The following is a 15,598-nucleotide window of genomic DNA, read 5'->3' as shown; positions in this document are numbered from 1 at the left end:
CCAAAAGCACGGTCAAAACCTAAGGAGTTTTCCCATGCGCAAACTGCAAAACACGCTGTATATCACCACCCAAGGCAGCTATCTGCATAAGGAGCGGGAGACGCTGGTGGTGGCGCAGGAGCGTAAGAAGGTGGCGCAGTTGCCGGTGCATTCTATTGGGCATATTTTCTGTTTTGGCAATGTGCTGGTATCGCCGTTTTTGTTAGGGTTTTGCGGTGAAAATAATGTGAATTTGGCGTTTTTTACCGAAAACGGACGTTATTTGGGGCGGCTTCAGGGGCGGCAAAGCGGCAATGTGCTACTGCGTCGGGCGCAGTATCGGGGGTCGGAGCAAAATCCTGTGCCGATTGCGCGCAATATCATTGCGGCGAAGATTCAGGCGAGCAAGCGGGTGCTTCAGCGGCAGATTCGCAATTACGGCGAGAATGCGGCGATTCAAAGTGCGGTCGATGCTTTGAACATTTCGCTGTGGCAGTTGAAGGGCGTGGCGGAGCTGGACGTGGTGCGCGGTATTGAGGGCGATGCGGCGGCGCGTTATTTCGGCGTATTTGGGCAGCTTTTGAGCGAAAAAAGCGGTTTTTCTTTTGACGGACGCAACCGCCGTCCGCCTAGAGACGGGGTGAATGCGCTGTTGTCGTTTGTGTACAGTCTGTTGGGCAAGGACATCAGCGGCGCGCTGCAAGGTGTGGGGCTGGATCCGCAGGTGGGCTTTTTGCACGCCGACCGCCCGGGGCGCGACAGTTTGGCGCAGGATATTTTGGAAGAATTCCGCGCGTGGTGGGCAGACAGGCTGGTGTTGTCGCTGATTAACCGCGGGCAAATCAAACCGCAGGATTTTGTTACCGAGGCAAGCGGCGCGGTGAGCTTGAAAGCGGAGGCGCGTAAGCTGCTGTTCCAAGCCTTGCAGGCGAAAAAGCAGGAGAAAATAGTTCATCCGTTTTTAGGCGAGGAAGTGGAAATTGGGCTGCTGCCGTATATTCAGGCAATGTTGTTGGCACGGCACTTACGCGGAGATTTGGCGGAATACCCGCCGTTTTTGATGAGATAGGTTTGCAGGCCGTCTGAAAACGGATCGGATATTTTCAGACGGCCTTTAAAGCAGCCTGTATATGGGAATACAAAATGCTAATGCTGATTACTTACGATATTTCGTTGGAAGACGCGGACGGACAGGCAAGGCTACGGCGCGTGGCGAAATTGTGTTTGGACTACGGCGTGCGCGTGCAGTATTCGGTGTTCGAATGCGATATCGCGCCCGATCAGTGGGTTGTTTTAAAGGACAAACTTTTGAAAACCTACAACCCTGAAACTGACAGCCTGCGCTTTTACCATCTGGGCAGCAAATGGCGGCGGAAAGTAGAACATCACGGCGCAAAACCGGCGGTGGATGTGTTTAAGGATACGTTGATTGTGTAAATCGCCAACCTGCGGTTCTCATGAAAATGCGGCAGGGTTGGCGAATTGGGATTGTTCTTTAATAATCAGGATATTGCGAATGCGGGCGTAACGGAAAAGGCTGTGTTATACTCGCGTTCACGCTTTTCTTAGGAGCTTAGCGAAATCGGGGCTGCGAAACCTGATGGAACAAGGCTTTTAAGAGAGGCTCAGCCGCCTTCGGGCGGCTGTGTGTTGAAACCTTTGCTGCCTGCTTTATCAATCAGGGCAGAGACGCAGCCGCCTTCGGGCGGCTGTGTGTTGAAACAACCTGCAGGATTGTTACGTCAGCAGTGAATACGCGCAGCCGCCTTCGGGCGGCTGTGTGTTGAAACTAACCATGTAGTTCCAGTAGTTCCAGTATCAGACAGCCGCCTTCGGGCGGCTGTGTGTTGAAACCATACAAAGTCCATGATTAATCCTTTCTCTATACCAGCCGCCTTCGGGCGGCTGTGTGTTGAAACAGGCTATTAGCAAAGATGCTGGCGGTGCTAACTTCAGCCGCCTTCGGGCGGCTGTGTGTTGAAACCATGGCTTCGCATTGTACTAGCACTTTTGTTAAGTCAGCCGCCTTCGGGCGGCTGTGTGTTGAAACCTACCCAGTATCTACCCTGCTATCTCCCTGCTATCCAGCCGCCTTCGGGCGGCTGTGTGTTGAAACATACGGTAGGCAACAATGGCAGGCATGAACAAGGCCAGCCGCCTTCGGGCGGCTGTGTGTTGAAACGCACCGTTTTGCAATCCTGTTTTTTCGCCTGCTTCACAGCCGCCTTCGGGCGGCTGTGTGTTGAAACAATTTAAGCAATACCAAATCGACATGGCGCAGATGCAGCCGCCTTCGGGCGGCTGTGTGTTGAAACCCGATTGCTTGGTTAAACTGGACGAGGAAACATTTCAGCCGCCTTCGGGCGGCTGTGTGTTGAAACCCATACGACCTGCCGCCATTTATCAGATTTTGACAGCCGCCTTCGGGCGGCTGTGTGTTGAAACCTGCCGATGGGTTACAAGATTGGTGGGGCGCATACCAGCCGCCTTCGGGCGGCTGTGTGTTGAAACTCTTATTATCCTGAAAGGACAAAACCATGAAGAACAGCCGCCTTCGGGCGGCTGTGTGTTGAAACGGACGGTGCTTGGTACGGAACAACAGGAAGTTGTACAGCCGCCTTCGGGCGGCTGTGTGTTGAAACGCAAATGCTTGACTAGCTTTGCATATACCAAAAAACAGCCGCCTTCGGGCGGCTGTGTGTTGAAACTTTGAAAGTGAAATTGATTCATGCGTCCAGTCTATCAGCCGCCTTCGGGCGGCTGTGTGTTGAAACTTTACATTTGCCGTCATACCTTTTCGCCGCTATCCAGCCGCCTTCGGGCGGCTGTGTGTTGAAACTGAAAAATTTCGTTTGATTGTAAATCGAGGTAGACAGCCGCCTTCGGGCGGCTGTGTGTTGAAACAATGCCTTTAAATGTAAACTCCCCTTTATCGGCCAGCCGCCTTCGGGCGGCTGTGTGTTGAAACAATTTCATAGCCGCCGTATGTGTAATAGTCGGTTCAGCCGCCTTCGGGCGGCTGTGTGTTGAAACAATGATTTCTTCTTCAGTTTTGGTAACTTCTTTGACAGCCGCCTTCGGGCGGCTGTGTGTTGAAACTACGATGTGTTACCCGTCTTTGAAATGCTGATTGCAGCCGCCTTCGGGCGGCTGTGTGTTGAAACCATTATACCCACACTTATCATAGAAGTATTGCGGACAGCCGCCTTCGGGCGGCTGTGTGTTGAAACTTAACAGGGCAGTTATATAAGTACCACGTTAGAATCAGCCGCCTTCGGGCGGCTGTGTGTTGAAACCGCTCACACATAACGCGCCGAAAAATAAAACGGCCAGCCGCCTTCGGGCGGCTGTGTGTTGAAACTGGTTCTTGGCGAATCTGTCGGGCGTGATTGCGAACAGCCGCCTTCGGGCGGCTGTGTGTTGAAACCCTAATGTACCGCTTATACGTGTGCAATATATCCCCAGCCGCCTTCGGGCGGCTGTGTGTTGAAACTACGGATTTTTTAACCGTCGATTTTTTTTTTTCCAGCCGCCTTCGGGCGGCTGTGTGTTGAAACCGCGCCCCCGATGGCATTTATAGCAAGCCACAAACCAGCCGCCTTCGGGCGGCTGTGTGTTGAAACCGTTCCGACCCGCGATTGGGATATGGTATCAATAACCAGCCGCCTTCGGGCGGCTGTGTGTTGAAACTTGAGTTTGTTAAAGGAAGCCTTGTTGTTTTATGCAGCCGCCTTCGGGCGGCTGTGTGTTGAAACAACAGGGGTAGCCCATCTGCAATTTTCCGGTTCACAGCCGCCTTCGGGCGGCTGTGTGTTGAAACTAACTAAAAATTTATAACTAGAGGGTTAGACGTGCAGCCGCCTTCGGGCGGCTGTGTGTTGAAACCGCCGTCCACACCACGCGCCGAAAAATAAAACGGCGCAGCCGCCTTCGGGCGGCTGTGTGTTGAAACTCAAAATGGACTACTAGGCAAAAAAAATATCCCCCCAGCCGCCTTCGGGCGGCTGTGTGTTGAAACATCATATCTATTTATCCTCAGTTTTGTAATGAAACAGCCGCCTTCGGGCGGCTGTGTGTTGAAACAACCCTTTACATAACGGCTATACCTGTGAGGATACAGCCGCCTTCGGGCGGCTGTGTGTTGAAACTCCGGATTCTTATTGAAATCCTCCGCCAGTTTGATGCAGCCGCCTTCGGGCGGCTGTGTGTTGAAACGATCACCTTGTGAGCAATGCCGCAGGCTAAGTGATCAGCCGCCTTCGGGCGGCTGTGTGTTGAAACCCCCGTTTCAAGCTCGACGACGCCGCGCAGGATCGCAGCCGCCTTCGGGCGGCTGTGTGTTGAAACACGGCAAATTTTGGAAAGTGTTGCCGTTGGATTTTCAGCCGCCTTCGGGCGGCTGTGTGTTGAAACAGCACCCACCCATACTGGCACACCAGCAACTACCAGCCGCCTTCGGGCGGCTGTGTGTTGAAACATTGAAAATTAGCGTCTGATTAGAATTATTTTTAACAGCCGCCTTCGGGCGGCTGTGTGTTGAAACAACACGCCAAACCAAACGCCTGCGGAATAAGTGCGCAGCCGCCTTCGGGCGGCTGTGTGTTGAAACTACGCCCCCGATGGTATCTACTGCCAGTCCAAAGTCAGCCGCCTTCGGGCGGCTGTGTGTTGAAACGCTTAACGATTTATTGGCCGCGCAGGCTGCCGATCAGCCGCCTTCGGGCGGCTGTGTGTTGAAACAGACGGCCTAGAAACGGCGCGCTTGGATTTATTCAGCCGCCTTCGGGCGGCTGTGTGTTGAAACCTTGACCTGTTCAGCATTGAGCGTTGTACCCGCTCCAGCCGCCTTCGGGCGGCTGTGTGTTGAAACGTACCGTTCAAGCACGTCATGACGGTGTTGGAAGCAGCCGCCTTCGGGCGGCTGTGTGTTGAAACATTTGAGATATACAAACCGGCGCGTCGGTGTACCAGCCGCCTTCGGGCGGCTGTGTGTTGAAACTCAATATCAAAGCCGTCAGCGCGGAAGATATGATGCAGCCGCCTTCGGGCGGCTGTGTGTTGAAACAAGTACATCTGTGTCATAAACAGGGCAGGCGTTGATTCAGCCGCCTTCGGGCGGCTGTGTGTTGAAACAAGAGCTGGCCGAAAAAGTCGAGAAATTAGAAAACAGCCGCCTTCGGGCGGCTGTGTGTTGAAACCGGCAAGCAGTGGCTGACCGCTGAAGACGATAAAGCAGCCGCCTTCGGGCGGCTGTGTGTTGAAACACTAAACCGGACTGCTGAGCCATAAAATGCGGCTCAGCCGCCTTCGGGCGGCTGTGTGTTGAAACGACTGCTACACATCGTCCCATCGAGACGGTGGCGCAGCCGCCTTCGGGCGGCTGTGTGTTGAAACCGCGTTTGGGGCAACCGCACCTGCACCAACGACCAGCCGCCTTCGGGCGGCTGTGTGTTGAAACCGCGCAAACTCAAGAAATCACACAAAAAATACAAGAGCAGCCGCCTTCGGGCGGCTGTGTGTTGAAACGGCAAACGCCGACTGCGCAGAACCGGCATCAATGTCAGCCGCCTTCGGGCGGCTGTGTGTTGAAACTCAACTTTTTGGACGAAGACGGCCTAATGTTTTCCAGCCGCCTTCGGGCGGCTGTGTGTTGAAACACGGATTAAAAGCAAGCAAGCATGGATTGTTAATTCAGCCGCCTTCGGGCGGCTGTGTGTTGAAACGCCTATGTATTGATAGAGGCCGCCTTTACAATGCAGCCGCCTTCGGGCGGCTGTGTGTTGAAACATCGAAAGAGTAATTAATATTGACGGAATGGTTAACAGCCGCCTTCGGGCGGCTGTGTGTTGAAACCAAAACACGCTGGAATCTCGCAAGAACAGTATTCAGCCGCCTTCGGGCGGCTGTGTGTTGAAACTGCCAAAGCTCACGCGCCTGCCGGTGGCGGTGGTGGCAGCCGCCTTCGGGCGGCTGTGTGTTGAAACACGCAATTACGCGCCCTTGCCGATAACTACGATGCAGCCGCCTTCGGGCGGCTGTGTGTTGAAACACGCAATTACGCGCCCTTGCCGATAACTACGATGCAGCCGCCTTCGGGCGGCTGTGTGTTGAAACTATCTTGGAATTTGACGGCCTGTTGACCCAAATCCAGCCGCCTTCGGGCGGCTGTGTGTTGAAACTTATGCGATCCATTGAAATATCCGCATTTTTCAATCAGCCGCCTTCGGGCGGCTGTGTGTTGAAACAGGCGCGATGGATTCGCCCATTTTGGCTAAAAAGCAGCCGCCTTCGGGCGGCTGTGTGTTGAAACAGGTCGCTGTCGTCGTAGACGGTGTCTTGGTCTTCAGCCGCCTTCGGGCGGCTGTGTGTTGAAACGCAGTGTTTTGGCCGTGTCAGCAATCACTATCGCGGCTCCAGCCGCCTTCGGGCGGCTGTGTGTTGAAACCAGCAAAACCCTCTACTCGCCGCCTTTACCGGCCCCAGCCGCCTTCGGGCGGCTGTGTGTTGAAACTCTGCCACCGTATCTCATGTCTAAGTAAGGAAGAGGGGCTGTATGTTCAAATATTGTCCAAGCAGACCGCTCTTCTTTTGATCCTTCGCTTTCCGAAGCTTTAGTGAAAGCTGTGAAGGATATTAGAAGCAAGTCATAAAGGGTAATCAATAACAATGCCGTCTGAAAAAGTTTCAGACAGCATTTTTTCTATTTGCATATTAAATTTAATATCATATTATCATTGCATAATATCAGTTTAAATTTTTTAGAATTTCAATATGAAAACCCTAATTTACTACGCCCATTCTGCCCAAGACAAACTCGGTAATCTCTTGCCTTACGAACATTGGCAAACCTTACAAAGCCATTTGGTCAATGTTGGGGAAATGGCGGTGGAGTTTGCTCGGGTATTCGGTGCCTGCCATACTGGACAGCTTCATGACTAAGGGAAATATTCGGAAGCCTTTAACCGCCAATTACATGGCAGCCCTTTAGTCGATCAAGCTATCGCCGGAGCCAAAATTGCAAAAATGCTTGCTTCAGGGTGGGTTCCAAAGTATAAACTGTGGTTATCTTTCGTAGGCTAGATAACTTTATTAATGAATTAAAAGGCAAAAATAATGGAAATTAAACAAACCAATCCAACCATCAAATCTCGTGCGGCGGTGGCATTCTCCCCAAATCAACCCTTACAAATTGTGGAAATCGACGTAGAAATGCCACGCAAAGGCGAGGTGTTAATTCGTAACACTCACACTGGTGTGTGCCATACTGATGCGTTTACGTTGTCAGGAAGCGATCCTGAAGGCGTATTCCCTGTGGTGCTTGGACACGAAGGTGCGGGTGTGGTCGTTGCTGTGGGCGAAGGTGTGTCAAGCGTAAAACCAGGTGATCACGTCATTCCTCTTTACACCGCTGAATGTGGCGAATGTGAGTTTTGTCGTTCAGGTAAAACCAACTTATGCGTTTCAGTGCGTGATACACAAGGTAAAGGCTTAATGCCAGATGGCACGACGCGTTTTTCTTATCAAGGTCAGCCGATCTATCACTATATGGGCTGTTCGACTTTCAGTGAATACTCAGTTGTTGCCGAAGTTTCACTGGCGAAAATCAACCCGGAAGCAAACCACGAACAAGTATGTTTACTCGGCTGCGGCGTTACCACAGGTATTGGTGCGGTACATAATACGGCAAAAGTGCAAGAAGGCGACTCTGTTGCAGTGTTTGGTTTAGGGGCGATTGGTTTAGCTGTGGTGCAAGGTGCACGTCAAGCTAAAGCGGGTCGTATTATTGCTATTGATACCAATCCTGCAAAATTCGAGCTGGCAAAACAATTTGGTGCAACGGATTGTTTAAATCCTAACGATTACGATAAACCAATCAAAGATGTGTTGTTAGACATCAATAAATGGGGTATTGACCATACCTTTGAATGTATCGGCAATGTAAACGTGATGCGTCAAGCATTAGAAAGCGCACACCGTGGTTGGGGACAATCCATTATCATCGGCGTAGCGGGTGCAGGGCAAGAAATTTCAACTCGCCCGTTCCAGTTGGTAACCGGTCGTGTTTGGAAAGGCACGGCGTTTGGTGGCGTGAAAGGCCGCTCTGAACTGCCGAAAATGGTGGAAGATTCAATGAAAGGCGATATCGAGTTAGAACCGTTTGTGACCCACACAATGACGCTCGATCAAATTAATGAAGCCTTTGAGTTAATGCATGAAGGTAAATCGATCCGCGCTGTTATTCATTACTAAGGTACGCGATGAAACTGATTGAACAACATCAAATTTTTGGTGGTTCGCAACAAGTGTGGGCACACCATGCCCAAACGCTGCAATGCGAAATGAAATTTGCCGTCTATTTGCCGGATAATCCGGAGAATCGACCGCTTGGTGTGATTTATTGGCTTTCCGGCTTAACGTGTACGGAACAAAATTTCATTACCAAATCAGGCTTTCAGCGTTACGCGGCAGAACATCAAGTAATTGTGGTTGCTCCCGATACCAGCCCTCGCGGAGAGCAAGTGCCGAATGATGCTGCTTACGATTTAGGGCAAGGTGCGGGCTTTTATTTGAATGCGACCGAGCAGCCTTGGGCGACGAATTATCAAATGTATGATTATATTTTGAATGAGTTGCCTAGTCTGATTGAGGAAAATTTCCCTACCAACGGCAAACGTTCGATTATGGGACATTCAATGGGCGGACATGGCGCATTGGTATTGGCGCTGCGAAACCAAGAACGTTATCAAAGTGTTTCTGCCTTTTCGCCCATTTTATCGCCTAGCCTCGTGCCTTGGGGAGAAAAAGCCTTTTCTGCCTATTTAGGAAAAGATCGCGAAAAATGGCAGCAATATGATGCCAGCTCACTCATTCAACAAGGCTATAAAGTACAAGGTATGCGCATTGATCAGGGCTTGGAAGATGAGTTTTTGCCAACACAATTACGTACCGAAGATTTTATTGAAACCTGTCGTGCGGCAAATCAACCAGTCGATGTGCGCTTCCACAAAGGCTATGATCATAGCTATTACTTCATCGCCAGTTTTGTTGGCGAGCATATTGCCTATCATGCGGCATTTTTGAAGTAAACCAAAGAAGTGATTCGTGAATCGACCAAACGTTGGTATGAACGTTAATTTTTTATGTTAACGAAAATAAAAAGGCATCAGATTGATGCCTTTTGTTTTTTATAAATGATAAAAAATAATGCTCTCAAAATGAACTAGTCTGCCCACTCTATTTAAATATCCCCCCATTCCAGTCCAAACCGTTGCAAATACTTTCTCAGTCGATCGCTGTCATTGACTTTTGCCCTTTCTGTTCGGGAGACGTTGAACAATGCACGGCCGGCGGCGGCCATGTTGGGATGTTTGCGGCATTCGTCGATAACGTGTTGCAGTTGTAGTTTGTCGAATAAATCCAATGTGTCCCAATCGATTTTATCGGGGTAGTCTTGTGCTTTTTCAGACGGCCTGTTATGTAGGAGGCCGTCTGAAAAGGGTTCTTCCGACCATAACCATTTGAGGCGTTCGATTTCGGCTTGGACTTGTTCTACTTGTATCCTGCCTTGCGGCGCGAGTGTGGCCAGGCGCATGATGCTGGCGGCGAGGTCGCGGAAGTTGCCGCGCCATGGTGCTTGGTTGGAGTGGGCGAAGTCGAGGTAGGTGGCCAGGGCTTCTTTGTTGAAGCGGGTGGTTCGGCCGAGTTCTTGCGAGGCTAAGGCGAGCTGGTGTTCGACGTTGGGCTCGATGTCTTCGCGACGGTTGGCGAGTGCAGGTAGTGGGTAATTCCAGATATTAATGCGGGCGAACAGGTCTTCGCGGAAGCGTCCGGCGCGGATTTCGTGGCGTAGGTCGCGGTTGGTGCCGGCGATAAGTTGGAAGTCGCTTTTGACTTCGCTGTCGCTGCCGACGGGATAAAAGTGTTTTTCTTCAATGGCTTTGAGCAACATAGCTTGCTCGTCCAAGCCCAATTCGCCAATTTCATCTAAAAACAATACACCGCCGTCGGCGGTTTTCAAATAGCCTTCACGCTTTTCTGCAGCACCGGTAAAGGCGCCTTTTTTGTGGCCGAACAGGGCAGATGCTGCGCCGTCGCCGCGAAGGGTGGCGCAGTTTACATCGACAAATGTGCCTTTAATCAGATGGCGCGCTTTTTTCAATTCAAAAATCCTGCGTGCCAGCATGGATTTACCTGCGCCTGTCGGGCCGGAAAGCAGAATGGGGGAAGGAGAGTTGAGTGCGACTTGTTCAATTTCGGCAATCATGCGGTTGAAGGCGGCGTTTTGGGTAGAAATGCCGCTTTTCAGGTAGCGCACTGCGTCATCGCGCACGGCGGCGAGGCGTTCGGCCAGCACGTCGTAACGCGCCAAGTCCAAATCGATGATTTCATAACTACCGACATTGCCGTCCTCCATACTGCGTCTTTGATTTTTGGGCGGAGCGGTTTGCAACAGTACGCCGGGGATTTGACGTGATTCCACCAATAAAAACAGGCAGATTTGGGCAACGTGTGTACCTGTCGTGATGTGGGTGAGATAGGTTTCTTCTTCTGTATCAAATGGATAGTTTGCTGCCCAATCGTGCAGTTTGGTATAAACCTCGGAGAAATCCCACGGGTTTGCCAGCTCCATAGGCACGAGATTGACGACTGTGTGCGGCGACACCTGCTGAATATCGGCTTTTACATGATCCGCCAGTTCGCGGTATTTCTCCGCATAAAACAGCTCCATACGGTCGAGATGAAAATCTTGACGCTGATTCATGGCGACGTTTGGCCGCCATTTCAACCAACGGCCCTGACCGAAACCTTTGTCCAGCACTGTACCAAGAAAGCTGACGGCGACTTGTTTTTTGGGGATGGTATTCATGTTTCAGAGGGTCTTTAAATTATTTTTCCAGGACAAATTTTCCGTTTACTTAGCCGCAAGTGTTTGTCCAAATCATCGAATCGCATCATATATCCTTGTATATTTTATTTTCTATATAACTATCTATAAATATATTTTTTAGTATTATACGCTATTTGGCGATAAAAGCCACTTTAAAATATATTTTCTTTATATTCAATTAATTAAAAATTATTTTTATAAAAATTTTATTCTTGGCACGCTGTTGGCTATGTTGTGAATGTAACGATACAGCAGATGCTTCGGGAAATACAGTTACCGGAGAAAAATTTTCCGTAAATTTAGTTGCTGTGTGGTTACAGGGCGAATGCCAACAAGACTACATTTGGATTAACAGGTTCGAATCCTGTCTCGTCTGATAGACGTTGAACGTCTTGTTTATTTAGTCGCTCACCCTTTTCAATATGGCAGGCAAATGCCTGGGGAAACTACAACATGGATATCCTTGTGTCGCAGGTTCGAGTCCTGTCTCTGTTATCCAAAATAGCAGAGTAGCTCAGTTGGTAGAGTAAAGGCATGTTTCCCTTAAAAACTTGTTGCGTGCCATATTACTTTTACGGCAGCAGGCGGATGCTCGGAGAGGGTACATTAACCTTTCACGTTAAAACCGTTTCTCTTCATGTTTATCCGCTACGCTGCCATCCATTCGAGGCCGTCTGAAATATTCAGGCGGGCTGATATAAAAACCGTTTTCGGTATATTTGGCAAATACCGGAGGAATTACAGCCTACCAAGCTCGAGGTCGCGGGTTCGAGTCCCGTCTCTGTCGCCAACTATGGCAGAGTAGCTCAGAGGATAGAGCGCGTAAAAATTTCTCCACTCTTTGTTGCCCAATGTGCCACCCCTTATGGGCGAATGCTATTAGGATTACATTCCTTTCTTGCTACAAACCCGAATGATCCTAATTAAACTGGTCGCCCTACGGCAGTAGGCGGATGCCCGGAAGAGAATACATTAGCTTTCAGTTAAAAACGCTTCTCTTCATCTTTAGCCGCCACGCTGCCACCCATTCAAGGCCGTCTGAAAAACAAAGCTAAAACAAGTTCAGACGGCCTCAAACCAACAATATGAAAGAAAATGAAAATGGCTAATACTAATTTGTTTCAATCTATTAAAAACCGTTTTACTAAAACCGATACCCATAATGAAGCCGGCGGCATCGCCTACACGCTGACGCCCAAACAACAGCTGGCACAGCTTGCGGCTACCGGTTGTCTGAATAATACCTTCTATGCTGATGCACAAAGCCAACTTGACCAAGTGCTGAAATTGGCAGAAAGCCTGGATGCCGAGTTTATTGCCAAAACTGCCGTATATGCCCGTCAAAAAGGTTTTATGAAAGATATGCCTGCGCTGTTGCTTGCCGTGTTGGCGCAAAAAGACGTGAACATGCTCGCTCGTGTATTCGACCAAGTGGTGGACAACGGTAAAATGTTGCGTAACTTCGCACAAATTATCCGCAGCGGCGCAGTCGGCAGAAAATCCTTCGGCAACCGTCCGAAAAAACTGATGCAGACTTGGCTTTTGACCGCCACCGAAAAACAACTGTTGAACGCCGCTGTCGGAAATTCGCCGTCGCTGGCAGACGTGGTCAAAATGGTGCACCCAAAACCGCGTGAAGCATGGCGTGCCGCATGGTTTGCATGGCTGATCGGCAAACCGTACGATCGCGAAGCATTGTCGCCCATTACCCGTGCTTTTGAAGATTACAAACAAAGCCGAGAAGGCGAATTGCCCAACGTTCCTTTCCAAATGCTTACAGCTTTAGACTTGAACTGCGGTGACTGGGCGCAAATCGCCCGCAACGGCTCATGGCAGCAGGTTCGCCAAAACCTGAACACTTTCCTGCGCCATGAAGTATTTGCCAAAAGCAAAAACATCAAAATGGTGGCAGAAAAACTGCGTGACGAAACCGCCATTGCCCGCGCCCGCGTCCTGCCTTACCAATTGCTGACCGCGTATCAGGCAACATCTGACCAAATGCCGTTTGAAATCCGCGAAGCCCTGCAAGATGCGATGGAAACTGCCGTACAAAACGTACCGGCAATCCAAGGCAAAGTCGTGGTTTGCCCGGATGTATCCGGCTCCATGCACAGCCCGGTTACCGGCTATCGCGGCAGTGCGTCCACCAAAACCCGCTGCATCGACATTGCCGCACTTGTGTCCGCTGCCATGTTGCGTACTAATCCGCAAGCCCGCGTGATACCGTTTGAGCAAATCACGGTAAACGTGAAGCTCAACCCACGCGACAGCATCATGACCAACGCCGAAAAACTCGCCAATATCGGTGGAGGCGGAACAGCATGTAGCGCACCGCTTGCCATGTTGAACCGTGAAAAAGCTGAAGTGGATTTGGTCGTCATCGTGTCAGACAACGAAAGTTGGGCAGATGACAGCCAACGATGGGGTGGTAAAACCAGTCTGATGAAAGAATGGGACATCCTGAAAAAACGCTGTCCCGAAGCCAAACTCGTTTGCCTGGATATCCAGCCTTACACCAAGGCTCAAGCACGAAACCGTCACGATATCTTGAACATCGGCGGCTTCTCCGACCAAGTGTTTGCCCTGATTGGTTCCTTTGCCGAACGAGGTATGGGTACAGATTTCTGGGTAGATGAGATTGAGAAAACGCCGCTGGCAGCTGTGAACTGAAGCTAAGGCCGTCTGAAAAAAGGGTAGAAATATTTTTTCAGACGGCCTATTTATTCAGGACAAGCTGAGAACAAGAATAAGGAAACAAAATGCAAAAATTTATCTTAATACGCGGTCATCAGGGTTCGGGAAAATCGACTTTTGCCGAACAAAAAGCCGCCGAATTTAAAGCGCAGTATCAGGATGCGGAAGTTGTCCGTATTGAAAACGATTTGTTTATTACCGATGAATACGGTGAATATCGTTGGTCGGGCGAAGCGGTGGATAAGGCGCAGAAATGCGGCAATGCCTTGATGACTGAAACCTTGAGACTTGGACGCCAAAATCCGAATCGAAATATTTTGATCATTAATTCCAATACCAACCAAAAAGCTTCGCGTTGCCGTCATTTATTGGATCAGGCGGAGAAAAGCGGTTTTGAAACAGAAATTTATCGACTGCACAATTTCTATCCCAATCTGCACGGCGTGAAAGAGCATGATGTGTTGGCGGCGTATATCAAGCTGAACTAAAACCGTGTGGCAAACGAAATCCATATCGAGGCTGTGCAGCCGGCAAATACAGAGCAGTTAGAAAAAATCAAACAGATGCAGGCTATCGAGCATAAGCCGCTGCTGTTTGATGAGGCGCAGCAAACCTTTGTGACCGATCATTATCTGCAACACGGCAGCCGTAACTTTACTGCCAAAGCATCCAAGCGTTATCCTGAATTGCGCGTGTTGAAATACGCACGCAGCGTGTTCTATAACAACTGCTTTGATGATGCTTTGCTGGAAATGCGCGGTTTGATTATCGACGCGCACAACCGCATCATCGTGCGTCCGTTTAAAAAAGTGTTCAATTATTCGGAACGTATTGCCAAATGCAGCCGTTATCCGATCATAATCGGCGACGAGAGACTGGTAGATGCGGTGGTGAAAGTAAACGGCTTCCTCGGCTGCTGTACTTTCGTATCGCTTTCAGACGACCATCCGTCCCACGGCGCGACGTTTGACGGCAAAGTGCTGTATTCGACTACCGGCTCGCTTGATAGTGCGTTTGCCGACATGACCGCCGCACATTGCGCTCAATACGAAACCCTGTTCCACGCTTATCCAAACCATACTTTTTTGTTTGAAATCACAGATGCGAAAGACGTGCACATCATCCGCGAAGCATTGGGCGAAACCTTAATCGGCTGCATTGATGTGGCGACCGGCCGTCAATTTTCTGAAGCGGAATTGGACGAAATCGGCAAACAATACGGCGTTCGCCGTCCAGAAACGCTGAAAAACATCACGTTCGGCGAGCTGAAAGGCCGTCTGAAAAATGTGGAGCACGAAGGTTTTATGGTGTTTGATGCCCAAACCGGCGAAATGCTGTTCAAACTCAAATCGCCGTATTACTTGATTTCCAAGTTTCTGGGACGAAGCAACGAAGGCAACATCGGACGCAAGCTCGACAAACGCCACGTCGACGAAGAGTTTTACCCTTTAATCGACCACATCCGCGAACATCGCGAAGCGTTCAACGCCATACCGGAATTGGATAAGATTGCGTTTATCCAAGCATTCTTGCGGCAATTGTAAGGCCGTCTGAAAATATATGGAGCAACATGTATTTATTTTCCGCGCTCGTATGCTTCAATTTCACCGACTTTAGGTGCATAGCCGCTGTTTGTGTCGTGACGCAAGTCCAACCAGATATCGACCAATGCCCAAGCAGCCGGAGCGGCAATCACGTTTTGCCCCATACATAAAACCTGCGCATCATAGTTTTCCACCGAGCCGTGGAGCGTGAGTAAATCATGCGCCGTTGCCGCCCGTATGCCGCGCACCTTATTGGCGGCGATTGCCGTACCCACGCCGGTGCCGCAAATCAACAGCGCACGGTCGGCGCGTCCTGCCGCGACTTCTTCGGCCGCGGCAAACGAGAGTTGCGGATAGGTCCCTTCGGGCGAGGATAAATCGACCAAGCTGCTGACGCGCGGGTCGTTTTGCAGATGCGCTTTGAGCGCGTCTTTCAATATTGCGCCGTTGGCCGGCGCGGCAATAACCAAACGCATAAAAACTCCTTGAAGCA

At 50.3% G+C, this 15,598-nt stretch carries 7 protein-coding genes, 2 pseudogenes and 1 CRISPR repeat array; of the genes and pseudogenes, 7 read left to right on the top strand and 2 right to left on the bottom strand.

Features of this window, described 5'->3' with window-relative positions; all coding sequences use genetic code 11:
• Window positions 1-34 precede the first annotated feature (34 nt).
• From cas1c to fghA, 5 genes and pseudogenes are all read left to right on the top strand, one after another.
• A complete protein-coding gene (gene cas1c / locus ACTHUM_RS05555; RefSeq protein ID WP_070625731.1) occupies window positions 35-1,048 on the top strand; it encodes a type I-C CRISPR-associated endonuclease Cas1c in 1,014 nt (337 codons plus the stop codon).
• Window positions 1,049-1,122: 74 nt separating this feature from the next.
• Window positions 1,123-1,416 (top strand): CRISPR-associated endonuclease Cas2, encoded by a 294-nt coding sequence (gene cas2, locus ACTHUM_RS05550; protein WP_049349119.1) that lies wholly within the window; start codon window positions 1,123-1,125, stop codon window positions 1,414-1,416.
• A 189-nt stretch (window positions 1,417-1,605) separates the two neighbouring features.
• A CRISPR array of direct repeats spans window positions 1,606-6,490; the repeat unit is 31 nt; unit sequence CAGCCGCCTTCGGGCGGCTGTGTGTTGAAAC.
• A gap of 260 nt (window positions 6,491-6,750) precedes the next feature.
• Window positions 6,751-6,999, top strand: a pseudogene (locus ACTHUM_RS05545) (CRISPR-associated helicase/endonuclease Cas3); the annotation flags it as partial.
• A gap of 93 nt (window positions 7,000-7,092) precedes the next feature.
• Entirely contained in the window at window positions 7,093-8,229 is a 1,137-nt protein-coding gene (locus ACTHUM_RS05540) for an S-(hydroxymethyl)glutathione dehydrogenase/class III alcohol dehydrogenase (protein WP_004520025.1), read from the top strand.
• A gap of 8 nt (window positions 8,230-8,237) precedes the next feature.
• Window positions 8,238-9,065: an S-formylglutathione hydrolase gene (gene fghA, locus ACTHUM_RS05535; protein ID WP_440361126.1), complete on the top strand. Its 828-nt coding sequence runs from the start codon at window positions 8,238-8,240 to the stop codon at window positions 9,063-9,065.
• A gap of 152 nt (window positions 9,066-9,217) precedes the next feature.
• On the opposite strand, the gene rtcR is transcribed toward fghA, so the two are convergent.
• Window positions 9,218-10,846: an RNA repair transcriptional activator RtcR gene (gene rtcR / locus ACTHUM_RS05530; protein WP_004520021.1), complete on the bottom strand. Its 1,629-nt coding sequence runs from the start codon at window positions 10,844-10,846 to the stop codon at window positions 9,218-9,220.
• Window positions 10,847-11,962: 1,116 nt separating this feature from the next.
• Here rtcR and ACTHUM_RS05525 point away from each other — a divergent pair.
• Window positions 11,963-13,537: a vWA domain-containing protein gene (locus tag ACTHUM_RS05525; RefSeq protein ID WP_049336823.1), complete on the top strand. Its 1,575-nt coding sequence runs from the start codon at window positions 11,963-11,965 to the stop codon at window positions 13,535-13,537.
• A gap of 89 nt (window positions 13,538-13,626) precedes the next feature.
• Window positions 13,627-15,105, top strand: a pseudogene (locus ACTHUM_RS05520) (RNA ligase).
• Window positions 15,106-15,137: 32 nt separating this feature from the next.
• Here ACTHUM_RS05520 and ACTHUM_RS05515 read toward each other — a convergent pair.
• On the bottom strand, window positions 15,138-15,581 hold the full coding sequence (locus ACTHUM_RS05515) for an RpiB/LacA/LacB family sugar-phosphate isomerase (RefSeq protein ID WP_039862203.1): 444 nt from the start codon (window positions 15,579-15,581) through the stop codon (window positions 15,138-15,140).
• Window positions 15,582-15,598 lie beyond the last annotated feature (17 nt).

Source organism: Neisseria sp. P0021.S006 (assembly GCF_051956895.1).
Note: the sequence above shows the minus strand (reverse complement) of the source record. Positions and strands in the feature narration are given on the sequence as shown.

Bases quoted from the DNA above. Each gene is read 5' to 3' on its own strand.
- ACTHUM_RS05515 (WP_039862203.1), bottom strand. From the start codon at position 15,581: ATGCGTTTGGTTATTGCCGCGCCGGCCAACGGCGCAATATTGAAAGAC.
- fghA (WP_440361126.1), top strand. From the start codon at position 8,238: ATGAAACTGATTGAACAACATCAAATTTTTGGTGGTTCGCAACAAGTG.
- ACTHUM_RS05540 (WP_004520025.1), top strand. From the start codon at position 7,093: ATGGAAATTAAACAAACCAATCCAACCATCAAATCTCGTGCGGCGGTG.
- cas1c (WP_070625731.1), top strand. From the start codon at position 35: ATGCGCAAACTGCAAAACACGCTGTATATCACCACCCAAGGCAGCTAT.
- ACTHUM_RS05525 (WP_049336823.1), top strand. From the start codon at position 11,963: ATGAAAATGGCTAATACTAATTTGTTTCAATCTATTAAAAACCGTTTT.
- cas2 (WP_049349119.1), top strand. From the start codon at position 1,123: ATGCTAATGCTGATTACTTACGATATTTCGTTGGAAGACGCGGACGGA.
- rtcR (WP_004520021.1), bottom strand. From the start codon at position 10,846: ATGAATACCATCCCCAAAAAACAAGTCGCCGTCAGCTTTCTTGGTACA.